General features: G+C 66.8%; 18 protein-coding genes. 2 read left to right on the top strand and 16 right to left on the bottom strand.

Features of this window, described 5'->3' with window-relative positions:
- Positions 1-107: 107 nt before the first annotated feature.
- From C2862_RS05745 to C2862_RS05670, 16 genes are all read right to left on the bottom strand, one after another.
- Positions 108-1,400 (bottom strand): sigma-54-dependent Fis family transcriptional regulator, encoded by a 1,293-nt coding sequence (locus C2862_RS05745; protein WP_136219154.1) that lies wholly within the window; start codon positions 1,398-1,400, stop codon positions 108-110.
- A complete protein-coding gene (locus C2862_RS05740; RefSeq protein ID WP_136219153.1) occupies positions 1,397-4,462 on the bottom strand; it encodes a peptidase domain-containing ABC transporter in 3,066 nt (1,021 codons plus the stop codon). Before C2862_RS05740 ends, C2862_RS05745 begins: the two co-directional genes overlap by 4 nt.
- A gap of 32 nt (positions 4,463-4,494) precedes the next feature.
- Positions 4,495-5,256: a peptidylprolyl isomerase gene (locus C2862_RS05735; protein WP_136219152.1), complete on the bottom strand. Its 762-nt coding sequence runs from the start codon at positions 5,254-5,256 to the stop codon at positions 4,495-4,497.
- 121 nt (positions 5,257-5,377) lie between these two features.
- On the bottom strand, positions 5,378-5,593 hold the full coding sequence (locus C2862_RS05730) for a hypothetical protein (protein WP_136219151.1): 216 nt from the start codon (positions 5,591-5,593) through the stop codon (positions 5,378-5,380).
- Positions 5,594-5,759: 166 nt separating this feature from the next.
- Positions 5,760-7,541, bottom strand: coding sequence for an amidohydrolase (locus tag C2862_RS05725; protein ID WP_136219150.1), 1,782 nt, complete (start codon positions 7,539-7,541; stop codon positions 5,760-5,762).
- Position 7,542: 1 nt separating this feature from the next.
- Complete coding sequence (locus C2862_RS05720) at positions 7,543-9,147, bottom strand: NAD(P)/FAD-dependent oxidoreductase (RefSeq protein ID WP_136219149.1); 1,605 nt, start codon at positions 9,145-9,147, stop codon at positions 7,543-7,545.
- 73 nt (positions 9,148-9,220) lie between these two features.
- Positions 9,221-10,180, bottom strand: coding sequence for a glycoside hydrolase family 43 protein (locus C2862_RS05715; protein ID WP_136219148.1), 960 nt, complete (start codon positions 10,178-10,180; stop codon positions 9,221-9,223).
- A gap of 13 nt (positions 10,181-10,193) precedes the next feature.
- Positions 10,194-12,947, bottom strand: a complete 2,754-nt coding sequence (locus C2862_RS05710; protein ID WP_136219147.1) for a TonB-dependent receptor — start codon at positions 12,945-12,947, stop codon at positions 10,194-10,196.
- Positions 12,948-13,081: 134 nt separating this feature from the next.
- Positions 13,082-14,221 carry an ABC transporter ATP-binding protein gene (locus C2862_RS05705; RefSeq protein WP_136219146.1) on the bottom strand — a complete coding sequence of 380 codons (1,140 nt, stop codon included), beginning with the start codon at positions 14,219-14,221 and terminating at the stop codon, positions 13,082-13,084.
- Between the two features lie 14 nt (positions 14,222-14,235).
- Entirely contained in the window at positions 14,236-15,069 is an 834-nt protein-coding gene (locus tag C2862_RS05700) for a carbohydrate ABC transporter permease (protein ID WP_136219145.1), read from the bottom strand.
- Positions 15,066-15,953: a carbohydrate ABC transporter permease gene (locus C2862_RS05695; protein WP_136219144.1), complete on the bottom strand. Its 888-nt coding sequence runs from the start codon at positions 15,951-15,953 to the stop codon at positions 15,066-15,068. Before C2862_RS05695 ends, C2862_RS05700 begins: the two co-directional genes overlap by 4 nt.
- 8 nt (positions 15,954-15,961) lie before the next feature.
- A complete protein-coding gene (locus C2862_RS05690) occupies positions 15,962-17,251 on the bottom strand; it encodes an extracellular solute-binding protein (RefSeq protein ID WP_229467304.1) in 1,290 nt (429 codons plus the stop codon).
- 66 nt (positions 17,252-17,317) lie between these two features.
- Positions 17,318-18,283, bottom strand: coding sequence for a glycoside hydrolase family 43 protein (locus tag C2862_RS05685; RefSeq protein WP_136219143.1), 966 nt, complete (start codon positions 18,281-18,283; stop codon positions 17,318-17,320).
- Between the two features lie 115 nt (positions 18,284-18,398).
- Positions 18,399-19,349, bottom strand: coding sequence for a LysR substrate-binding domain-containing protein (locus C2862_RS05680; RefSeq protein ID WP_136219142.1), 951 nt, complete (start codon positions 19,347-19,349; stop codon positions 18,399-18,401).
- A gap of 115 nt (positions 19,350-19,464) precedes the next feature.
- A complete protein-coding gene (locus C2862_RS05675; RefSeq protein ID WP_136219141.1) occupies positions 19,465-21,249 on the bottom strand; it encodes a thiamine pyrophosphate-requiring protein in 1,785 nt (594 codons plus the stop codon).
- Between the two features lie 10 nt (positions 21,250-21,259).
- Positions 21,260-22,489 carry a zinc-dependent alcohol dehydrogenase gene (locus C2862_RS05670; RefSeq protein ID WP_136219140.1) on the bottom strand — a complete coding sequence of 410 codons (1,230 nt, stop codon included), beginning with the start codon at positions 22,487-22,489 and terminating at the stop codon, positions 21,260-21,262.
- A 220-nt stretch (positions 22,490-22,709) separates the two neighbouring features.
- Here C2862_RS05670 and C2862_RS05665 point away from each other — a divergent pair, with 220 nt between their 5' ends.
- Together C2862_RS05665 and C2862_RS25200 are read left to right on the top strand one after the other, a co-directional pair.
- On the top strand, positions 22,710-24,224 hold the full coding sequence (locus tag C2862_RS05665; protein ID WP_136219139.1) for an FAD-dependent oxidoreductase: 1,515 nt from the start codon (positions 22,710-22,712) through the stop codon (positions 24,222-24,224).
- Between the two features lie 57 nt (positions 24,225-24,281).
- A complete protein-coding gene (locus C2862_RS25200) occupies positions 24,282-24,455 on the top strand; it encodes a hypothetical protein (RefSeq protein ID WP_168710010.1) in 174 nt (57 codons plus the stop codon).
- Positions 24,456-24,460 lie beyond the last annotated feature (5 nt).

The raw sequence follows: 24,460 nt of genomic DNA, 5'->3' as shown, positions 1-24,460 counted from the left end.
CCTCATCGGGCATGCCCACGCGTGACGCTCGCATCTTGTTGGCGGGGTCCTTCCTCAAACGAAGCCAACACCGTGCGACGTTTACGCGTGGGCATGCCCCCCTACATTCAATGCTCCTTGCGGAAGTCCTTCGAATGCAGACCATGCTTTTTCAGCAGAATCTGCAAGTGCGAGCGGTTCATGTCCCAGCGCCGCGCCAGCTCCGCCACCGTGCCGCCGACTTCCTGCAGGCCCCGCTCCAGGCAGCCACGCTCGGCCTCGTCGCTGGCCACGCGCTTGGCCTCCGCCAGGGACAATTCGGCCGCCGCCGAGGCAGCAGGCACGGCGGCAGAAGGCAAGGCGGGCCGGATGTCTTCCGGCAGGTGCATCAGGTCGGCCGTCTCGCCGGCCAGGCAGGACAAGCGGTACAGGATGTTGCGCAGCTCGCGGATATTCCCGGGATAGGCATAGCGCAGCAAGAAGCCGCGCAGGCGCGGCGTCAGGGCGACCGGCGCCCGTTTCAGAGCTTCGGCCGCCTCGTCGCCGTAATAGGCGATCAGGAGCGGGATCTCGTCCTTGCGCTCGCGTAGCGGCGGCAGGGTCACGTGGATCACGCTGAGACGGTAGAACAGGTCTTCGCGGAAGCTGCCCTGCTCGATCAGCTTGCGCAGGTTCTTGTTGGTGGCGGCGACGATACGCGCATCGACCGAGATGGTCTCGTCCGAACCGACGCGCTGGATCTCGTGCGACTGCAGCACGCGCAGCAATTTGACCTGGCCCGGCAGCGGCAATTCTCCGATCTCGTCGAGGAAGATGGTGCCCTTGTGCGCGCTTTCGAACTTGCCCTTGCGGTCCTTGTCCGCGCCCGTGAAGGCGCCCTTCTTGTGGCCGAACAGTTCCGATTCGAGCAGGCTGTCGGGAATGGCGCCGCAGTTGACCGAGACATAGGGCTTGTCGGCGCGCGAGCCGTTGGCGTGGATCACCTTGGCCATCAACTCCTTGCCGGTGCCGCTCTCGCCGTCGACCAGCACCGGCAAGTCGGTGGGCGCCGCCTTTTCGGCGATCTCGAGGGCGTCGAGCAATTTCGGGTTGTCGCCGAAGGTACCCTCGAAGACGAAGCTGCGCGCCAGCAGCGCACGGCGGCGTTCGCCGGTGGGCGGCTCGACGACGGGTTCGGCGGCGGAGTCAATGCGCCGCTCCACCGGCACCTTACCGCTGACCGCCTGCACGAAGCGCTCCTTGTGCGACAGCCCCATCACCTCGTCGCGCAGCGTGTTCGCCTGGCGCAGCAGTTTGTCGACGTCCGGACGCTCGAGGCGGGTCGCCCAGCGCAGCGTCGAGCGCATGATCTCGATCTTTTCCAGCAGGCCGGCGTAGGACATCGCCGAGCCGCGTTCGCCGCCGGGGTTGTAGAGTTTCATTCCGCTGCACCCAGTTGTTTCTGCACCAGTTCGTAGTACATGCCGCGGCACGCCAGCAGCTCCTCGTGCCGTCCCTGCTCGACCACCTTTCCTTCGTACAGCACCACGATCTTATCGGCCCGCATGATCGTGCTCAGGCGGTGCGCAATGATCACAGCCGTGCGCCCTGCGAGAATCGCTTCCATGTTCGCCATGATGTTGCTCTCCGACTGGGTGTCGAGCGCCGAGGTCGCTTCATCGAAGACCAGCAGGCGCGGATCGTGGTACAGGGCGCGGGCGATGCACAGGCGCTGCACCTGGCCGCCCGACAAGCCCAGGCCGCGCTCCCCCACCACCTGCTCGTAACCGAGCGGCATCTTGCTGATGAAGGCATGGGCGTCGGCCATCTTCGCCACTTCCTCGATCCGTCTCCGGTCCGGGCTGTCGTCGCCGCTGGCGATGTTCTCGGCAATCGTTCCAGAAAAAAGCAGGTTGCTCTGCATGACATAGCCGACTTGCGCTCGGTAGTAATCCTTGTCGATCGCCGCCATCTCGTAGCCGTCGACCACGATCCGTCCGTCGCTGGGCGGATAGAAACCGACCAGCAGCTTGGCCAGCGTGGTCTTGCCCGAGCCGCTGCGCCCGACGATGGCCACCAGCTCGCCCGGCTTGATGTCGATGCTGACGTCTTCCAGCACCCAGGGCGTGTCTTCGCCGCCATAGCGGAAATACAGGCGCTCCAGCTTCAGCTCGCCCTGCAGGTCGGGCAGGACCACGCGCGAGGCCAGTTCGGACGTTTTTTGTTCCGGCTCGATGTCGAGCACGTCGCCCAGGCGTTCCATGGCGACCGTGGCGTCGGCCATCCGGCTCCACAGGCCGACCAGTCCCATCAGCGGCCCCAGCACGCTGCCCATCAAGGCGTTAAACGCCATCAGCTGGCCGATCGTCAGTTCGCGCGCCAGTACCAGGGTGGCGCCCGCCCACAGGATCACGATGGTGGTCGCCGAGTTCAGGACCTGGCTCGCGAGCCCGACCACGATGTTGAAGGATTGCGAACGGTACTGCACTTCCAGCGCCTTGACGTACTTGCGCTCCCATTTCAGGCGCACCGGACGCTCGCTGCCCATGCCCTTGACCGTCTCGATGCCGCCCAGCGCCTCCATCAGAAAGGACTGGGCGTCGGTCGAGGCATTGAAGACCTCGCGCGCATAATCCTTGATCTTCGGCGTCACCACGACGGTCAGCGCGATGATCGGGATCACGAAGCCGATCAGCAGCAGGGTCAGCTTGACGTTGTAGAGAAACAGGATGGTGAAGTAGATGAACACCATCAGCAGGTTCAGCAGCGTGGTGACCGTCGACTCGGTGAGAAAGGCGCGGATGGTCTGGTTTTCGGAAAAGCGCGCCATGATGTCGCCCGTCTTGCGCTTGGCAAAAAAGGAGTACGGCAGCGACATGGTGTGCTTGAAGAACTGCGCCATCATCGAAAAGTCGAGGTTGCGCACCATGTAGTTCGACAGGTAGGCGCGCACCGTCGTCATGATCTGGGTGAACACCGTCGAGATCACCAGGCCCAGGATCAGCAGGTGCAGCAAGCCGATGTTCTGGTGCACCAGCACGCCATCTAAAATGTTCTGGATGATCATCGGCGGCACGATGCCCAGCATCTGGATGACGAAGGTGGCCAAAAACAGCTGCAGCAGGATCTTGCGATAGGGCCGCAGGTAGCCGACGAAGCGCAGCCATGGCGAGCGCGCCACTTCTTGCTGGGCCAGCTGCTGGCCGGGCGTGAAGACGAGGCAGGTGCCGCTCCAGCCCTTTTCGAATTCCTCCACACTCATCTTGCGAAAGCCCACCGCCGGGTCGGCCAGCCAGACCTGGTCGCGCGCCACGCCGTAGACGATGACGTAGTGGTAGCCCTCCCAGTGCACGATGAAGGGCAGCTCGAAGCCGAGCAGCGCGTCAAACGTGCATTGCACCCCGCGCGCGCCAAAGCCCAGCGCCTCGCCGGCGCGCGCCAGGCTGTCGAGCGTCGCGCCCTGGGTCGTGACGTTGGCCAGCTCGCGCAGCTTACCGAGTGTCATGTTGATGCCATAGTGGCGGCACAGCATGGCCAGGCAGGCGGCGCCGCAATCCATCTCCTCGGCCTGCTCGACCAGGGCGAAGCGCTTGATGATGCGTTCGCCCGCCTTCGGCTTCGAGGCGAGATCCAGGATCACGGGCCGCTTGCGGCGCTCGGCCAGGCGTTTCTGGCGCTGCAGTTCGCGCTCGAAGAAGCGCACGCGCTCCTCGATCACCTCACGGAATCTGGCGTTACGCTCGAGGATGAATTGGGCCGACTTTTCCGGGATCACCAGCAGGGTCGCTTCGCCGGCCGCGACGACCGAGGCCGGCTGCTCCTGGCGCATCAAACACGCCTTTTCGCCGAAGATCTCGCCGGGACCGAGCGTGGCCAGCACGAACTCGTCCTCGCCGTCGCGGCGCACGACCTTCACCTGGCCCTGGCGCACCACGTACAGGCGGCGGTCGTCGCGCGCATCCTGCTTGAGGATTTCCTTGCCCGGGCCGACGCGCTTGACGCCGACGCTGCGCACGAATTCCTCCAGCTCCGGCTTGTCGACCTTGCCGCGCAGGTCGAACAGGCGCGCCACCAGGCCGCCCGCCGAGCTGATCGCCACATAGTGGTTGATGAAGTCGAGCGCGGCGCTATTGCGCGCCAGGACCGGCTCGATCGCACTGCGCGGAATGATCCACAGTTCCGTCTTGAGCGCCGCGCGCGCCGACAGCTCGTGGCGGTATGGACGCAGCATGGCGACTTCGGCGAAGACCTCGCCCGTCTTGCGCACGCCCATGCTGATTTCCTTGCCGTGCTCTTCGCCGAACACGCGCACCGAGCCGGACTTGATCACGGCCAGGCCCTCGGCGGCGTCACCGGCGCTGCAGATGGCGTCGCCGAAGGCATAGCTGCGCGTTTCGATCGCCGCGGCCAGCTGCTCCAGCTCGTCGGGCGTGAATGCCGACAGGATTTCGACATTCGCCAGGAAGGCGCTCGCGCCCTGCTTCGGTTCCGTCGAGACGTCCATGGAGAAGGGATGCGCCAGTGGTCAGCGCACGCTTAGCGCACCGTGACGGCCTCGATGATGTGTTCCTGGGCGCGCGCCGCCAGCCATTCCTCGCGCAGCAGGCGCCGCACCTCGACTGCAGTCTCCTCGTCCAGCGTGGCCGGATGGCGCGCGTTCACGGCGTAGATTTCGAACAGCGTGCGGTCGGCGCTGGGAAACGGGCCGAGCAGGTCGCCCGGCGCGGCATTGAAGACGCGCGCCTCGAGGTCGGGCCTGAGCGAACCGCGCAGCACACGGCCGATCACGCCGCCGTTCTCGCGCGCCTCGCCGACCGAGTGCTCGGCCACCATCTCGGCGAAGCTGTCGGGATCGTCACCGAGGGCCGACATCATCTCCTTCGCCTTGCCCTCGGAATCGAGCACGATATGGCTGATCTCGACGCTGTCGAAGCGCGGCGAATTGAGCTTGAAGTACTGTTCGACCGCCTGCGTGCTGCACACCTGCTCCATCATCTTCTCGTGGACCAGGCCATCGGTGACGAAGTCCTCGAATTCGTCCAGGCTGATGCCGAGTGCGTCCAGGTAGTTGTTCATGTCGGCCGCCCGGTGCAGGCCCTGGATGCGGCGGAACTGGTCGGCGCGCTCCTGGATTTCGTCGGGCGCCGGGCGCACGCCGCTCTTCCTGGCCGCCAGCACGGTCAGCTTCTCGCGCACCAGCTGCTCGACGAGTCCCTCGAACTGTCCGGTGAGCTTCAATGTCCTGATGAAGTAATCGGTGTCGATGACTTCATCGTCGATGCGTACGATCCCAGCCATGGGTTCTCCCCAACACGTTTCGTCGATGTGCCCCCTTTGCATGGGACTTCCATTCGGGGGATTTGTTCCGCCCGCACGGCCGGCCGTGCGGGCGTTCGATGCGCGTACTCGTTGTGCCGGACTAAACGACGCGCACGCCGATGTCGCCCTTGAAGATCGCCATCTCCAACTGGAAGTCGTCGACCACGCCGCCGGGCCGTCCGTCGACGAGCACGGAGATGGCGCGGCCGCCCTGGACGCGCCGCATTTCTGCGCGCGACAGCGAACGGCTGGAGTCGGCCTTAGTCTGGCCCGACGCTTGGACAATGGCCAGGTCCTTGATCAGCAGGGTTTTCATGATGTGCTCCTCGATGCGGTGATTGAATGGAAGAACGCCGGATTGGCGCTCGCCATCAGCGATGCATGGAGCGTGCCAGGTTTTGTGCGGGGCGTGACGCATTCGGGCGTGATGGCGGGACCAACAGTGCGCGCCCGACGTGGTGGGCCGCACCCAACACCGGGCGCTAGCGCAGTTCGCCGGCCTGGTACACGCGCTTGCCTCCGACGACCGTCTGCAGCACCCGGATGCGGGCGATGTCCTCGGCGGGAATGGTGAAGTAGTTGCGGTCGAGGACAATGAAGTCGGCCAGCTTGCCGACCTCCAGCGAGCCGACCTGCGTTTCCTGGCGCAGGGTCCAGGCCGCATCGATGGTCGCGGCGCGCAGCGCGGCGGCGCGCGGCATGCCGGGCTGCGCCGTCAACCGGCCGGCGAATTCCGGTCCCGCATCCGGCGCGGCACTGCGGGTCACGGCCACCTTCAGCGCGAACCAGGCGTTCAGCGGGTCGACGGGCCAGTCGCTGCCGTAGGCAATACGGGCACCGGCGCTCTGCAGCAGCGCCTGCGGCTCGACCAAGGCATGGCGGGTCGGGCCGAGGTAGTCGCGCAGCGCGCCGACAGTGTCGGGCGCCGGCTTGGCCCACTGGAAGGAGAGCACGGGCGTCACGCCGAGCGCGGCGAAGCGCGGATAGTCGGACGGCGCGACGATTTCGGCGTGGGCCAGCGCCGGCCGCACATCCCTGCCCTGCTTGAGTGTGCGCAGCCAGTCGATCGCATCGAGCGAATCGCGCACCGCGCGGTCGCCGTCGGCATGGATGTGCGGATCGATCTTCCATCTTGCCAGCTCGACCAGCGTGGCGCGCAAGGCCTCGGCGCTGAAATAGCTATTTGGCCCGCTACTTTCGCCCGGCTGCCAGTCGGGCTGCTCCGCCGTGCCCTTGTTGACCAGGTAGGGTTCGAGCATGGCGCCGGTGAACGCGGGCGCGGCGATCACGCCATCCATGAACAGCTTGGCGTGGCGGACCTGCAGCGAGGGCGCCGTCCTGATCGTCCCCTGGTCGAACCGGCGTTTTTGCGCGAGTAAGTCCGCAACTGCGCTTTTCGGCGTTGCCCCTTTGTCGAGGTCGATCAGCACCGCGAAGTGGGCGCGCGCCGTCAGCTTGCCCTGCCGCTGCAGCGTCCTGAAGGCCGTCATCGTCTCCGGGTCGGTCCAGGCATCGAGGAAACTGGTGATGCCCTGCGCGCGCATTGCCGCCAGCGCCGCGCGCGAGGCCGCCAGGTTTTCCGCCACGCTCAGCGGCGGCAGCAGGCGCATCGCAAGATCCTGCGCGGCGTCTTCGAGCAGGCCGGTCGCGCGGCCGGCGGCGTCGCGCACGATCTTTCCGCCGGGCGGATCGGGCGTCTCCTGCCGGATGCCGGCCAGCGCGATGCCCCTCGAATTGAGCTGGACCGAGTGCCCGAAGGAGGAGCGCACCAGGATCGGACGTTTCGTGCCGAGCGCGTCCAGCGTCGCCGCGGTAACGGACGCGCCTTCCGGCTGCATGCCCTGCTGGAACCAGTTGACCACGACCAGCCAGCGGCGCGGGTCCTGGTGTTTGTCGCGTGCAAGGCAGGCGCGGATGCGCGTCTGGAGCTCGTCAACCGTCAGGCGCTGGTAGTCCAGGCTGCAGTTCAGCAGCCGGCTCCCGCCCGATTGTGGATGCATGTGGGCGTCGACCAGGCCCGGCATCAGCATGCGGCCTTGCAGATCGACCACACGCGTGCGCTTGCCAACCAGGGCAGCGGCGCCGCCATTGTCGCCGACATACACGATGCGTCCCGCACGTACGGCCAGCGCCTGGCGCACGCTGTCCGCGCTGTCGAGCGTATGGACGGCGCCATTGCGGTAGACCAGATCGGCAGGACCTTGCGCCGCGCCTGACGCGGCGCTTGCGCACAGCAGCAACAGCAACAGTGCGCGCCGCAGCATCTCAGGCGGCCCGGCGCCGGCCGAAGTCGCGCAAGATCTCGCGCGCGGCGTTGTGGCCCGGCGCGCCGGTAACGCCGCCACCCGGATGGGTGCCCGAGCCGCAGGTGTATAGGCCGGCAATCGGGCCGCGGTAGTCCGCATGTCCCAGTATCGGACGCGCCGCGAACAACTGGTCCAGTCCCAACGCGCCGTGAAAAATGTCGCCGCCGACCAGGCCGAAGGTCCGCTCGAGGTCGAGGGGACTCATGATCTGCCGGCCGATAACCGAGCGCTTGAAGTTCGGCGCCCATCGATCGACCGTCTCTATCATCAGGTCGGCTACTTCCTCACGGTGGTCGTCCCAGCTGGCCCCGTCGGGCAGCTGCGGCGCAACGTGCTGGCAAAACAGGCTCGCCACGTGCTGCCCCGGGGGCGCCAGGGTCGGATCCAGGGTGGATGGAATCAGCATCTCGACGATCGGTTCGCGCGACCAACCGAAGCTACGGGCGTCGTGGTAAGCGCGCTCCATGTACTGCAGGCTGGGCGCGAGGATGATGCCGCTGCCGTGGTGCTCGGCCGGTTCCAGGCCGGGCAGGCAGCGGAAGCTGGGCAGCTCGGACAGCGCGACGTTCATGCGGAAGGTGCCGGACCCGCAGCGCCAGGCCTGCATGCGGCGCAGGAAGTCGCCGGGCAGCGCGCCGGGGTCGACCAGCTTCGTGTAGAGGAGACGCGGATTCAGGTTCGACACCACCACGCGCGCAGCGAGTCGCTCGCCCTTCGCGGTGACGACGCCGCTGGCGCTGCTTTTCTCCAGCAGCACCTCCTGCACCGCGCAGCCGGTGCGGATCTCCACGCCGAGCTGCTGCACTGCCCTGGCCATGGCCTGGGTGATCGCGCCCATGCCGCCGATCGCGTGGCCCCAGGCGCCCTTCTTGCCGTTGACCTCCCCGAACACGTGGTGCAGCAGCACGTAGGCCGAACCCGGCGCATAGGGACTGGCGTAGTTGCCGACCACACTGTCGAAGCCGTACACCGCCTTGATCGGCGCGCTCTCGAACCAGCCGTCGAGGTAGTCGCCGGCGGATTTGGTGAACAGGTCGAGCAGCTCGCGCTGGGAGGACAGCGAGAGCGCGCGCATCCGGTTGCCCAGCTTGCCGGCCTTGATCAGTTCCGGAAGCGCCGCGAGCCAGCTGCCCTGCACCCGGTTCGGCGGCGTCTGCAGCACCAGTTCGCGCAGCAGGTCGGCCGCGCTGTCGAGGTGGCTGTTGTAGGGCTCCAGGCGCGCGGCGTCGCGTTCGGAGAACTTCGCCACCTCGGCCTGGGTGCGGCCGGCACCGATCTTGAGGTAGCGATCGTCCTCGAGCGGCAGGAAGTTGGACAGGGGCCGCTCGACGATGCGCAGGCCATGCGCAGCCAGGTCCATGTCGCGAATCACCTTCGGGTTCAGCAGCGAGACCGTATAGGCGGCGACCGAGTTACGGAAACCCGGGTGGAATTCCTCGGTGACGGCGGCGCCGCCGACCACCTGGCGCGCCTCCAGCACGGTCACCTTCAGCCCGGCGCGGGCCAGGTAGAAGGCGCAGACCAGGCCGTTGTGGCCCCCTCCGATCACGATTGCGTCGCGCATCTGTTTCCTCCTCGGGTAACACGAGCATTATGCGCCGCTCCGGCGGCCTGCGCACCTGCCAGTGTGAAGAGGTTCAGCCGCTTGGGGCTTCCTGCGGTCCGTGCGTCGGACCGGCGGTGACCGGCCGACCGTCCTCCCAGTCCAGCCGGTCGATGCACATGCGCCGTGCCGTCTGCCCCACGTCCCAGGCGTGGTAGACGATCCAGGTCTGGCTGCCGTCGGGCGAGGTCGTGAAGGAATTGTGGCCGGGGCCGATGACGGCGCCGGGCCGGCTGCGCATCAGCAGCGCCTCGTGCCCGCCTTCGGGGCGGCGATACGGTCCGAGCGGATGTTCGGCGACCACATAGCTGACACCATAGTTCTCGCGCTCCCAGGCCCCACCGCTGTAAAAGCAGTGGACCTGGCCTTCATGCACCAGCACGGACGCGCCCTCCACCGTGTGCCAGTCGTAGACGCCGCCGTACATGCTGCGGCCCTTTCGGAACACGTGCCAGTCCTGGTGCGGACGCACCACCACCTGCGGATTGCCCGCCAGCGTGCTCATGTCCAGCAGGCGGTCGACCACGATGCCGGTGCCGATCCGGTGGTCGTCCGCAAGCTCGAGGAAGTCGACACAGTAGTACAGGTACCACTCGCCGTCCGTGTGCCGATAGGGATGGGCGTCGATCGAGAACGCCTGGTCGGGCACGAGGATGGCGCCGGTGTCGGCAAAGGGGCCGGCCGGATCGTCGGACACCGCCACGCGCAGCTTCTGGTCCGTGCCCTCGTCGGCCGAACCCGAGGAGTAGTACATGTAGAAGCGCCCTTCGTGGAAGGCCACTTCCGGCGCCCAGTAGTGCGCGGCGCCGTTCGGCAGGAGCGCGTGGCCGAGCGGCTCCCAGTCGACCAGGTCGCGCGAGCGCAGCACCGGCACCTGGCGGCCGTCCGTTCCGCCCGGGCCAGTGCCGTAGGCGTAATAAACCCCTTCGTGCTTGAGAACGAAGGGATCGGCCATGGTATCCGGATAAACCGGATTCTGGTACGTGCGTGCCAAGCGCGCCTCCCTTTTACAGCTTATAGCGAAGACTTAGGCCATAGGTAGCCGAGTTGTAGCGAATGTCGCGCGGCTGGTAAGGGCCGAGCGAGCTTTCGTACTTCGCGTTCGTCAGGTTGATGCCGTCGAAGTGCAGCGACAGGTTGCGATTGAGCTCGTAGCCGATACTCAGGTCCACGAAGGTCGTGGCCTTGACCACGCGGTCCTGGTCGAAGGGCGCCTCGGCGATCTGTTCGACGTAATCCCCGCGGCGGGTGGCGGCCAGGCGGCCCGTGATGCCATGGCCCTCGTACAGCAATGCGAGATTCCAGCTGTTCCTGGCGACGTCGATCAGGCGTGTCTTCGTGAATGCGCTGCTGTTCAGGCTCGTCTTGGTTTCGTTCTCGCCATCGGTCCAGGTGTAGTTGAACTGGGCGCCGAAGTTGCTCCAGGGGCCGGGCAGGAAGTCGAAGAACTTCTGGGTCGTGAATTCCATCCCCTTGAGCGTACCCTTGCCCGAGTTCTGCGGGCGCGAGACGCGGTAAGTCTGCCCGCCGATCGATTCGTCCTGGGTAAAGTTCTGCAGGTAGCCGTCGATATCGCGGTGGAACAGCGCAACCTGGGCGAAGCCGTTCTTCGCAAAATAATACTCGAGCGTGGCGTCGAGGTTGGTCGACTTGGTCGGATCGAGGTTCGGGTTGCCGGCGCTGCCGCTGCCGGGCGCATTCACGGTCGGCGGAACCAGCGACAGCGCCGGATTCATCTCGCGAAAGCCCGGACGGGTGATGGTCTTGCCGGCGGAAAGGTGCGACTGCCACTGCTCGGTCCAGGACACGATCGCCGATACGCTCGGCAGCACATTGGTCTCGGAGGTCGAGAGGTCGACGTCGCTCACCACGTCGCCGATCCGGCTCTGGCCGCGCAGTTTGCGGTTCAGGCGCACCACGCGCGCGCCGGCCTCGCCCTCCACCGACACCCCGGCCAGGTTCGTCTTCCAGCGGCCGGAGAGGTACAGGGTGGCGCTGCGCTCGCGCTGCTCGAACAGGCGGGTCGGGTCGTCCGGCACCCGGCCGTTCGGCGCGCCATAGGCATTACGGACGGCGTCGGCCCGGTCGATCAGGAAGTCCGACGCGGGCGTGTACCAGGGGCCGCCGAGGCGGTCGATGCCCGGCACCAGCTGCTCGAAGGACTCGCCGAAGGTGCCGACCGGGGTCGGGCGGACCGCGCCGCTGAAGTCGGAGTGCCCCTCCGCGCCGTGGTAGCTGGCCTTGCGCGAGGACAGGCGGATGCCACCCAACAGGGCCGTGAAGAAGTTGTCGCCGCCGAGTCGGTAGGTGGCGTCGGAGCGCCACTGGAACTGGCTGCCGGACTGCTCGTTCCAGTTCTGCACCAGGCCGCGCAGCACGAACTGGCTCGGGTCGCGCAAGGCGTTGGCGCTGGTCGGTGTCGTCACGGAGGTGTAGCCGCCGTGGCCGTCGTCGCCATAGGCGTATACGCTGGAGCTGGCGCCCGGAATCTGCTGGTCGACGATGACGGTGTCGTTGACGAACTTCGAGCGGGTATAGGCCAGGTGCGAATTGACGGTCAGCGGACCGTCCGAATACTTCAGGCCGAGGTCGAGGTAATGGGTGTTGGTACGCTCGTTCTCGCCCCAGGTGCTGGTCGCGGTGTACGGGTCCCAGTCGTAGGCGTTGGGGCTGAACTGGGCGGCAGCGGCATTCGCCGACAGGATCGGGCAGATCGTGCCCAGCGGCGTGCTGCAATGGGCACCCTGCGGCGCCAGCACCACGTTGGTGAGACGTGGCGCCCAGGTGACGATGTCGAGAATGTAGTTGACCGCATTGCGGCCCTGGTAGCCCATGCCCAGGTATTGCGCGCTCGCTTCCAGGTTCGGGTTGATCTTCCAACCGAAGGCCCCGTGGATGCTTTCGCGCTTGCGCTTGCCGTTGTAGTAGACGCCGCCGATGTTCGGCAGCTGGCCCAGCACCTCGCCCGGCGCCGCCGCGAAGGGCGGCGTGTTGCCGATGCGGGTCGCGGTGCCGTCCGGGCGCACCGAGAAGACATTGGTCGGCCGGTCCACCCATTGGACCGGATAGGCATAATCGTCGCGCTTGAAGGTGACGTCGATCAGGGCGCCCATCTCGCCCATGCCGGTTTGCCAGCGATCGCTGAACAGGAAGCCGGCGCCCGGATTGTGCTTGTTCTCCGTCTCGCTGCTGCCGTTGGTCTTGTTGATGCGGTCCTCGATGTAGCCGGAGGCGGTACGGCCCTTGGCATCGAAAGGCGAACGCAGGCGGATGTTGACGGCGCCGGCAATGCCCCCTTCGAACTGGTTGGCGGTCGCCGACTTGTAGACTTCCATGCCGCCGATCGACTGCACCGGCAGGTCCTGGTAGGACAGGCGGCGCCCGGCGGCGGTGAAGATCTCGTTGCCGTCGAAGGTGGTGGCGACGTCGCGCAGGCCACGGATGATCACCACGTCGGTCTGGCCGCGGTCGCGCCCGACCTGCACGCCGGCCACGCGCTGCAGCGCGTCGCCGGCCTGGCGGTCGGGGAACTTGCCGATGTCGTCTGCGTTGATGGCGTCGACCACCTGCAGCGAATCGCGCTTGATCGCCTCGGCCGAGCGCAGGGCCTGGCGCATCCCGGTGACCTGGACCACGGCGGGCGCGGGCTGGGCTGCGGCGTCGGTGCCGGCGGTATCGGTGGTCTGCGCCAGCGCGGGCGCCCCGTATGCCGTCATCAGCATGATGGCGGCGCAGATCGGCTTGACTTGGAATGGGGTCATGCATGTCTCCTGGTGTCGTCGGAAGGTAGCGGTCGTCGCCGCTTCAGATGCCTCGACACATGGTAAAAGAGCACTGCATGCGCCACCAATAACGAAACGCGCGCGAGCTATCCGAAAACGTCATGGCATGCGCATCAAGGCATCCGCGCCAGCGGTTCGGCCGCGTTCTCGGTCCAGGCGGGGGCGAACACGTCGCCCCCTTCGTCGAACAGGAAGGCGCGCGTGGCCGGAAACACCAGCTCGACCCGGCTACCCAGGCTCGGCGGCGCGGTATCGGCGTCGCTTTTCACGGCCACCATCTCCTCGCTGCCCTCGACCTGGGCATAGACCAGGGTCACGTCGCCCAGGTACTCGACCAGGGCCACGGTGGCGCCAATGCCGTCGCCCTGCCCCGGGCGCACCAGTTGCAGGTGTTCCGGACGCACCCCGAGCGTGACACGCTCCCCTGCCCCGGCAGCACGCGCCACGTCGGCCGCGACCTGCACGCGCGCGCCGCCCGCCAGCGCGATGCTGGCGCTGCGGCCCGCCTTCCCGGCCAGCGTCGCCTCGAAAAAATTCATGCGCGGCGAGCCGAGGAAGCCGGCCACGAACTTGTTGGCCGGGCGCTCGTACAAGTCCGACGGCGTGCCGACCTGCTCGATGCGCCCGCCGTTCAGGACCACGATCTTCTGGCCGAGCGTCATCGCCTCGACCTGGTCATGGGTAACGTAGATCATCGTGCTTTTCAGTTCCCGGTGCAGGCGCGCCAGTTCGACCCGGGTCTGGCCGCGCAGCGCGGCGTCCAGGTTGGAAAGCGGCTCGTCGAACAGGAAGACCTCGGGTTTGCGCACGATGGCGCGGCCGATCGCAACGCGCTGGCGCTGGCCGCCGGACAGCGCCTTGGGCTTCCTGTCCAGCAGGTGCTCGATCTGCAGGATGGCGGCGGCGCGCCGCACCCGCTCCTCGATCTCGCTCTTGGGCACCTTGGCCAGCTTCAGGGCGAAGCCCATGTTCTCGAACACGCTCATGTGCGGATACAGGGCATAGCTCTGGAACACCATCGCGATGCCACGCTTGGCCGGTTCGACCTCGTTGCTGATGCGGCCGCCGATTTCCAGCGTGCCGGCGCTGATGTCTTCCAGGCCGGCGATGATGCGCAGCAGGGTCGATTTGCCGCACCCGGAGGGCCCAACGAAGACGACGAATTCGCCGTCCAGGATGTCGAGGTCGATGCCCTTGATGACGCTGTTGCCATCGTATTGTTTTTGTATGCCGCGCAGGGTCACGGATGCCATGTCTTGTTCCTTGTTTATCCTTTGAGTCCGCTCGCGGCGAGGAAGCCTTGCGTTACGCGGCGCTGGAACGCGATGTAGGCCAGCGCCACCGGCAGCGCGCCGAGGAGCGCGGCCGCCATCAGCTGGGCGTAGCGCACGCCGAAGGCGTCGTAGGTCTGGGTCAGGCCCAGCGGGATCGTCATCATCTCGTTCGAGGTGACGATGATGAAGGGCCAGAGGAAGTTGTTCCAGGCCCCGATAAAGGTGACGATCGCCATCGCCCACACGATGTTCCCCGAGATCGGCAGGTAGACGCTCCACAGGATGCGCAGCGGGTTGGCGCCGTCCATCACCGCCGCTTCGCGGAAGTCGGCGGGAATCGCATCGAAGAACTGCTTGAATACGTAGATCACGACCGGCGACACCACCTGCGGCAGCACCAGGCCGGCATAGCTGTTGATCAGCCCGAGCTGGTGCATCGTGCGAAACAGCGGCACCAGCAAGGCTTCGAAGGGCAGCAGGAAGGCCAGCATCGCCAGGCCGAACAGCAGGCCGCGCCCGCGGAAGCGCAGCTGCGAAAAGGCGTAGGCCGCACAGAGGCTCAGCGCCATCGTCACCAGCGTCACCAGCAGCGAGACCAGCGCGCTGTTGAACAGCCAGCGCGGCATGTTGCCGGCGCTGAGGGTGGTGCGGAACGCATCCAGGGTCCAGGTCTGGGGCAGCCAGTGGAACACGCTGGAGACGGTTTCGTGCTCCGGCCGCAGCGCCGTGGACGCGGCCCACAGCAGCGGGAAGGCCCATAGAAGCGCCAGCAGTACGGCGGCTGTGACCGCGGCAATGGTCCAGCCGAGCTGGGAGCGATTGTTCATGCGGCCCTCTTTGCAACTGCGCGCGCCAGCAGCGACAGCGCGATCACGACCAGCATGAAGGCCATCGCCACGGCGGCGGCATAACCAGCGTCGCTCTGCGTGAACGCGGTTTCGTACATGTAGTGCAGGGTGACCCGGCTGGTGTTGTACGGCCCGCCGCTGGTAAGAATATAGGTCTGGCCGAAGACCTTCAGGGACGCGATCAGCTGCAGCAGCAGCGCCGTGCCGACCACCGGCTTCAGGGCCGGCCAGGTAATCGCGCGGAACAAGGTAAAACCGCGTGCGCCGTCCAGGGCCGCCGCTTCGTACAGCTCGGCCGGAATGTTGCGCAGGCCGGCCAGCAGCATCAGCATATTGAAACCGACGGTCCACCAGACGGTGCCGATCGCCACCACCGGCAGCGCCCAGTGCACGTCGGACAGCCAGGCGCGCTGGCCGCCGACCAGGTGGTTGATCACGCCCGACGAAGGCTGCAGCATCCAGTCCGCGATCAGGGTCATCACCGAGATCGGCAGCACATAGGGCAGGAAAAAGGCGCCCTGCAGCCAGCCCTGCACCCGCACGAAGCGATGCACGAGCAGCGCCATCACCAGGCCGAGCGCGGTCAGCGGGATCACCGTCAGCAGCGCGAAATAAAAGGTCGTGCCGAGCGAAGCCCAGAAGGACGGGTCCTGCACCAGGGTCGCGTAATTGGCCAGGCCGACGAAGGCGCTGGTGCGCGTCAGGCTGCTCTCGGTGAGGCTGAGATAGAAGGTCTGGGCCGCCGGCGCCAGGAAGAACAGCAGGAAAACCAGCGCGAACGGCGCCAGCAGCAGCGCGGCGGGCAAGCCTTCGCGCATGGCCTGGGGCCGGAAAGCGGTGGTGGTGGTGACGGGCATCTCCATCAGGGGCCTCAATAACGCGGCGGCTTCTTGCGCAGCAGGCGCGAGGCCTCGCGCTCGAACATCCCGAGCGCCTCCTGCGGAGTCAGCTGGCCGGACAAGGCGCCCGGCATGAACTTGGAGGCCATCGCCTCGACCGGCCCGGCGGCGCCCATGTACCAGCCGTCCGGATCGTAGACGACGTTTTTGGCTGCCTCCGCATACAGCGCGTTCGGCATCAGGGCGCGCGCCTCGCGCGACTCGGCCACGGGACGGTAGGCCGGCACGTGGCCGCCCTCGGCCCAGCCCATCGAATGGCGGCTGACGTAGGCCACGAAAGCCAGCACCGCCCTCACCTTTTCCGGCGCCATCGGGCGGCCTTCATTGGCGGGGATGGCGAAGGCATGCGAGTCGGTCCAGACGCTGGCGTCCTGGTACAGGCGCGGCAGAGGGACGATGCCGTACTCGAAGCCGAGCGTGCCGGCTTTCGTGGCGCGTACGACTTCCGGCACCTCCCACACGCCGTTGATCATGAAGCCGGCGCCGCCGCCCATGTACTGGCTGGTCGAAGCCGGATAGTCCAGCCCCGCAGGCGCGTAGCCGCGCGTGAACCAGGCGCTGACCCTGGCCAGTTCCTCGACGCCCGCCGCGCCATACACGAAGCGCCCGTTCTCGATGATCGGCACCCGGCGCTGGGCCAGCAGCGACACCCACAGGCGCCAGATAGCATACGAGCCCTGCCCCGCCTCCATCGCCAGCCCGGCCTTGCCGGTGCGTTCCTTGACGCCTCTGAAAGCAGCGCTCAGTGCATCGTAGCCGACGATCGGCTTCAGCTGGCCGCCGGCATCGAGCAGGCCGGCCTGGCTCACCAGCTTCTTGTTGTAATAGAGGACCAGCGGATGCAGGTCGAGCGGTATCGCGTAGGGCGCGCCCGCATAGCGCGACTTCTCCCACTGCCGGGGGAAATAATCGCTGCCTTGCAGGCCGGCCGCTGCCAGCTCGAGCGCGCCGATCGGACGCAGCACGCCGCCGCCGGCCAGGTTCGGCAGGCGCGAAAGGTGGACGGTGGCGATGTCCGGCCCCTCCCCGACCACGGTCGAGGTAATCAGCTTGGTATAGAAGGGCTCGCCCCATTTCAGGGTCGTGCTGACCACGCGCACGCCGCGCTGGCTGGCATTGAAACTGTCGATCAGGGCCCGCATGCGCGCGCCGTCGCCGCCGCTGAGCAGGGTCCACAGGCGGACCTCCACCCGCGGCTGCGCCCTGGCCGCGGGCGTCAGCAGCGCCAGGGCCGAGGCGGCGAGTACACGTCTGCGTTGCACCACTTTGTCTCCGTATGTCTTGTCGCGCCGGACCTGTACCGGCCCGTCTTCTGCGTATTATGCCGCCTACCTGACCAGGGTCGTGCCCTGTACGACCGGTTTGCCGTCCACCCAATCCAGTTTGTCGATGTAGAGAAAGCGCCGGTCCGCGCGCTTGCCGTTCGGTTTCAGCTCCCAGGCGTGATAGGCGATGTAGTCCTGCTCCCCGACGCGGAATATGGCCTGATGGCCCGGCCCATACAGCTTGCCCTCCATGCTCTTCAGGAAGGGCGCGTCGCCGACCGGCTCGCAGGGTCCGACCGGTCCGGCGCAGCTGGCATAGCCGGCAGCGTAGGTGCCGTCGCCGAAGTCGTTCGCCGAATACATCAGGACGTATTTGCCGTTGCGGACCACCATGGTCGGCGCTTCGATCACCTTGCCTTCCCAGGTGCGGCCATTCGTCAGCAGGCGGGTCGGCGTGCCGATAACTGCCAGGCCGTCGGGTCGCAACTCCTGCGCGAAGATGTGGGTCGGCTTGCCGCAGCAGTTGCCGTCGCTTTTGAAGTAGAGGTAGAGGCGGCCGCCGTCGAGGAAGGGACTGGCGTCGATGGTGCCGCCCAGGTCGGCCTGACAGACCAGGGGCTTGGCGGCGCTGTCGGCGAATGGACCGGCAGGCGAGCTCGATACGGCGGCGCCGACGCACTGGCGGTCCGATGCGCGGTCATGCGCCGTGTAATACAGGACGTAGCGCTCGCCCAGCTTGATCACCTCCGGCGCCCACACGTGCGGCACCGGCTGGCGCACCCAGGACGCCAGCGCCGGCATCGCATCGGGCAGCGCGCGCCAGGTTCTCAGGTCCGTCGAGTGCCGCAACTGGACGTGCCTGTCGTTGGCATTGGTCGCGTAGGCGTAGTAGCCGCCACCGTCTGCGAGGATGAAGGGATCGGGGAAGTCGCCCAGCGAGCTGGCGGGGGGAGCGGTGCTTGCGCAGCCTGCGGCGAGCAGCGCCACAGCAAACGAAGCCGGCACGCGCGCGATCGAAAAACGGTTCATGGACGATGGTCTCCCCCGCGCGGATCAAGGCCGCGCATGTCATGGCAGAGATCATACGATCCGCGGCAGGCGGATTCCAATAACCAAACGCGCGGGAGATATGCCAATTCCGTATTCATCGGGCCGGTACCAGCCCGAAGGCCGCCGCTTCACGCAGGGCCCCGAGCATCGCCTCGGCGGCGGGAGACAGGTGATGGCGCTTGCGCGTCACGATGCCATAGACGTCGGCGCGCAGCTTGATATCGAAGGGTAACAAGGCCAATGTGCCCGCCTCCAGCTGCGCCTGCACCAGTTCGCGTGGCAGTGCGACGATGCGGTCGCTATCGAGCAGCAGGCGCGGCACCAGCGGCAGCGAGATGGTCTCGACGATGTCGAAGGGCTGCTCCAGCCCCTTGCTGACGAAGAGCGCCATCAGCTGGTCGCGCACCCTCCCTCCCGCCGGCAGGATCCAGGCGGCGCCGGCCAGGTCGTCGAGGGCGAGGTCGCGCCGCCCCAGCCACGGGTGGCCGGCACGCACGATGAGGTGCTGCGGTTCGTCGGCGAGCGGCTCGAAATCGAGTTCGGCCGCGGCGGCAGGATCATTGACGCGGCCGATGACGATGTCCAGCTCCCCGCTGCGCAGCTGTTCGACCATGGTCCTGCTGGTGTCGACCGATACCGCCACCTGGGTGCGCGGGCTGCGTTCCTTGAGCAGCTTGATCGCCTGCGGCACCAGGGACGCCGCCGGCCCGAGCACGCTGCCGATGCACACCCGTCCACCGATCCCGGCGACGCCTATCATGATCTCCTGGTGCGCCGCATCCATCTCGGCCAGCGCCGCGCCGGCCCGCCGGATCAGCACCTCGCCATACCAGGTCGGCACCACGCCGCGCGGCAGGCGTTCGAACAGGGTCACGCCGAGAGCGTGTTCGAGTTCACCGATCAGCTTCGAGGCGCCGGGCTGGGTCAGGCCTGCCGCTTCGGCGGCGTGGACGATGGAGGCATGGCGGCCGAGTTCGACCAGCAGGACCAGGTGGCGCGTCTTGAGGTGGAAGCGGATGAACCGGGTCGAGGAGGAATCGCGCATGCCGCATTATGAAATTTTTCTTATAAAATCATAAAGCATGCGCTCAGAAAACGTCAAATCGCCGTGGGTGCCGTGTCACCATTCGGCAACGCCGGCGCCCTGTCCGCCAGGGATATCATTCGCCGCCCTGCACCTCCAGCGCCCGCCGCACCGCATCGGCTTCCGCATCCCCCGCCTCGATCGCCTTGTAATACTGCTCGGCCTGCGAGCGCGTGATGTGCGGCGGCAGCGGCGGCATGTTGGGATCGCTCAGCACGTCGATCACGAAGGGCCGGTCGCTCCGGAAGGCGGCGTCGAGCGCGGCGGCGATCTGCTCCGGCTGCTCGACCCGCACGCCATCGAGGCCCAGCAGCTTTGCGTAGTCGGCGTAGGCCACGTCGGGCAGCTGCTGCGACTCCTCGACCTTCGGCTCGCCGGCCATGCCGCGCTGTTCCCAGGTTACAAAACTGAGGTCGCGGTTGTTCAGCACCACGATGACGATGCGCGGGTCCTTCCACTCCTTGTAGTCGCGCGCCATGGTGATCAGGCCATTCATGCCGTTCATCTGCATCGCGCCGTCGCCGACCAGGGCGATCACCGGCCGCTCGGGATGGGCCAGCTTGGCCGCGTAGGCATAGGGCACCGCCGAACCCATGGTGGCCAGGCCGCCGGACAGGGAACCGAGCATGCCGGATTTGGCCTTGATGTCGAGCGCGTACCAGGAGGCCACCGTGCCGGAGTCGCCGGCCAGCACGGCATTGTCCGCCAGGCGTTTCGACAGCTCCCAGAACACGCGTTGCGGATTGACCGCGGGTGCGTCCGGGTTCATGGCTTTGCGCTCCAGGAGCGCCCAGCTTTCCTTGACGTCCGACTCGATCTGGTTGCGCCAGCTGCGCTCCTCCTTACGCTGCAGCAGCGGGATCAAGGCCTGCAGCGTCGCCCTGCTGTCGCCGACCAGGCTGCATTCCATCGGGTAGCGCAGGCTGACCATCGTGCCGTCGATGTCGATCTGGACGCCGCGCGCCTTGCCTTCCGGTGGCAGGAATTCCGAATACGGGAAGCTGGACCCGACCATCAGCAGGGTATCGCACTCGTTCATCATCCTGAAGCTGGCCTGGGTGCCGATCACGCCGATCGAACCAGTCACGAAGGGCAAGTCGTCCGGCAGCACCATCTTGCCCAGCAGGGCCTTGGCCACGCCTGCGCCCAGCAGCTCAGCCACCTGGATCAGTTCGTCAGCCGCGCCATGGGCGCCGGCACCGGCCAGGATCGCCACCTTGCTGCCGGCATTCAGGATGTCGGCAGCAGCCCGCAGCGCATCCGGCTGCGGCACCATGCTGCGGGCGACCATGCCGATACCCGACAGGACGCTGCCGTGCTCGCGCGGCGGCACCGGTACGGCGTCCATGGTCTGCAGGTCGTGCGGCACGATCACGCAAGTGGGCCGGCGCTCGGTCCTGGCGATGTGGAAGGCGCGGTCGATCAGGTGGCGGATCTGTTCGGGACTGGCCGCCATCTGCACGTAAGCGCCGGCCACGTCCTTGAACAGCGATACCAAGTCGACTTCCTGCTGGTAGTCGCCGCCCAGCGAGGCGCGCTTTTGCTGGCCGACGATGGCGACCACCGGCTGGTGGTCCAGCTTGGCGTCGTACAGGCCGTTCAGCATGTGGATCGCGCCCGGACCGGAGGTCGACAGGCACACCCCGACCTCGCCGGTGTACTTGGCGTGGGCGCAGGCCATGAAGGCAGCCAGCTCCTCGTGGCGGGCCTGCACGAAGGCGATGCGGTCCTGCTTGCGCAGGGCCGAGAGGATGCCGTTGATGGCGTCGCCCGGATAACCGAAGATGCGGTTCACGCCCCATGCGCCAAGGCGTTCGACCAGGAATTCGCCGACTGTCTGCTTGTCTTCTTGTTCCGCCATGCCGGCCTCCTCAGCCGACGCGGCCGTCGCGCGATTCGATCAGCTCGACCTTCAGCCAGCCCGGACGGCGCAGGTCGAATTCCTTGTAGGCGTCGATCACCGAATCCATCTCTTCGCGCTTGGTGACGATGGCGGTCGGGTCGATGGCGCCGGTGCGCACCAGCTCGACCAGGTCGGGCACGTACTTGCGGTGGTTGCAGTTACCCATGCGGATGGTGAGGTTCTTGTTCATCGCGGCGCCGAGCGGGAAGCTGTCGTCCGCGGGTGGATAGACGCCGATGATCGACAGCGTGCCAGCCTTGGCCAGCGTCTGCACCGCCCATTGCAGGGCCTGGGACGGCGCATCGCCCGGTATCCAGTTTTCGCCGTCCGGATGCTGCTCGGGCGCGACCTTCTCGACCTCCTGCTGGAACTGCTCCTTTTTCTTGGCCGCCTCGGCTGCCGCGGGGCCGTGGTGTGGGCACTGGGCATCGACGCCGACCGCATCGATGGCGCAATCCACCCCGATCCCGCCGGTCAGCTCCATGATGGTCTTGACCGGATCTTCCTCGTCGAAATTGATCACCTCCGCTCCTTGGCGCCGCGCCATGTCGAGGCGGTCCGGCACGTGGTCGACCGCGAGCACGCGGCTCGCGCCCATCAGCTTGGCGGACGCGATCGCGAACTGGCCGACCGGGCCGCAGCCGAACACAGCGACCGTGTGGCCATGCTTGATGTTGGCCATGTCGGCGCCAAAATAGCCGGTCGGGAAGATGTCCGACAGCAGGATTGCCTGGTCGTCCGTGACCTCGGCCGGCAGCTTGACGAGGTTGACGTTGGCAAAGGGGACGCGCGCCTTTTCCGCCTGCAGGCCGTTGAAGGGGCCGGTCGCTTCGGGGCCACCGTAGAAGGCGGTACCAGCGGTCGGGCCGCCCGGGTTCGCGTTGTCGCACTGGGCGTAGTAGCCGGCACGGCAATAGGAGCAGTAGCCGCAGGCGATGGTCGAGGGGATCACGACGCGGTCGCCGACCGAGAGGTTGCGCACGTTGCTGCCGAGCTGTTCCACGATGCCGACCGCCTCGTGGCCGAGGATGGTGCCCTGCTTCATGCCGCTGAAGGTCCCGCGCACGAAGTGCAGGTCGGTGCCGCAGATGGCGCTGGTGGTGATGCGGACGATGGCGTCCTGGGGCTGTTCGATCTTCGGTTCGGGGACGTCGTCGAGGCGGATGTCGCCAATATCGTGGAAAACAACGGCTTTCATTGCGGTCCTTTCGCTGGTGGGATGGCGCCGCGCCGGCATCGGGGCGGGCATGGGAGGGCCAGCTTAGCACCGGGATTTGTGGTCGAGCCGCACGTTACTTCTGGTAATTGGTCGGTCTTTATTGTGGTCAACAGCGCGCCATCTGCCTGCAATTCGCGGAATCATTCGAGCGTGCGCGGCCGTCGGTCGCGCTCGTCCCTGACCCGAGAAAGGCACACGCATGGATACCTCATCGCTCTGGCAAGGCACCGCGGCCAAGACAGCCTGCCTGCCGACCCTGCAGGCCGATCTGAAGGTCGACGTCGCCATCGTCGGCGGCGGCATCACCGGCCTGAGCGCCGCGATGCTGCTGGTCGAAGCCGGCAAGCGCGTCGCCATCCTCGAAGCGGACAAGGTCGGCGACGGCAGCACCGGCAACTCGACGGGCAACCTGTATGCGACTCTCGACTTGGGCGTGCATACGCTGGAGCAGGCGCATGGCCTTGAGGTCGCACGCCAGGTACTAGCCTCGCGCGCGGCAGCGGTCGACTTGATCGAGTCTACGGTCGGCAGGTTTGGGATGGACTGCGGCTTCCAGCGCGCGCCCTGGCACCTGGTCGCGGCCGACGCCGCCCACGTCAAGCAGATCGAGGAGGAAGCAGCGGCCGTCAAGCGCGCCGGCCTGGACGCCGAGCTGGTCGACAGCATCGTCCTCCCCGTCCCCTGCGCCCGCGCCCTGCGGGTGCCGGGCCAAGCTCAGTTCCAGCCGCTCGCCTACCTGCGCCACCTGGCCCAGCACATCGGCAGCGAGGACTGCCTGATCTTCGAGCACACGCGGGTACTGGCGGTCGACGACGCCGCCGGGCTGGTGCGCACCGAGCATGGCAGCGTGCATGCGGAGCACGTGATCCTGGCCACCCATAGCCCGGTCGGCATCCATCTGGTGCAGGCCAAGCTCGAAGTCGTGCGCGAATACGGCGTCGCCCTGCAATGCAACGACGCCGTCCCCGCACCGGGCATTTACTGGAGCATCGGCGACGAGCGCCATTCGCTGCGCGGCTTTACCCAGCACGGCCTCGGCTACCTGGTCGCGGTCGGCAGCGCGCACTCGACCGGCGACGAAGACATCGGGCGCGACCGCTACCAGAACCTGGAGCAGTACGCCCGCAAGCACTTCCAGGTCGGCGACGTCGAATACCGCTGGTCGGCCCAGCGCTACCGCGCCAAGGACAAGCTGCCCTACATCGGCCTCAATGTCGATGCGGCCCGCACCTATATCGCCACCGGCTTCTCGGGGGACGGCCTGACCTACGGCACACTGGCCGGCATGCTGCTGACCGATGCCATCCTGGGACGCAACAACCCGTGGGCCGCGCTGTACCAGGTTGGACGGGCGGCCCAGGAAGAGCGGCCCGAAGGCTTCGAGCACGAGAAAACCGAACCGACGGACTCCGGCTCGGCGCCGGCGCTGGACGCTGCGCAGAAGGCCGGGCTGGCGGACCTGGCGCCCTGCCAGGCGCGCAAGATCGAGGTCGCCGGCAAGCCGGTCGCCGTCTACCGCAGCGCGGATGGCACGCTACGGGCGGTGGCCGGGAAATGTACGCACATGGGATGCGACATCAACTGGAACGACGCCGAGCGCAGCTGGGACTGCAATTGTCATGGCAGCCGCTTCGCGCCGGATGGCACCGTGCTGGAAGGGCCGGCGCTGGCGCCGTTGCAGGCAGTTGCCGTCGACGTAAACAAGGGGACCTGAACCGCACCGGCCTGGCCCCATTCCAACGAAAGCATGTTGACCGAAAAGGAGTACACCATGACCCAAGGCGACAAATCGGCTTACACCGACAAGCAGAAACGACAAGCAAAGCACATCGAGGAAGGCTACGAGAAAAAGGGCGTTTCGGAGGACGAAGCCAAGCGCCGGGCCTGGGCCACCGAAAACAAGATCTCGGGTGGCGGGAAGAAATCCGGTTCGGGCAAGCACTAAACGCG

Origin of the sequence: Massilia sp. Mn16-1_5 (assembly GCF_004798585.1) — a bacterium.
Classification (GTDB): Bacteria; Pseudomonadota; Gammaproteobacteria; order Burkholderiales; family Burkholderiaceae_D; genus Telluria.
The sequence above is the reverse complement of the archived record's forward strand: the minus strand, read 5'-3'. Positions and strand labels throughout refer to the sequence as shown.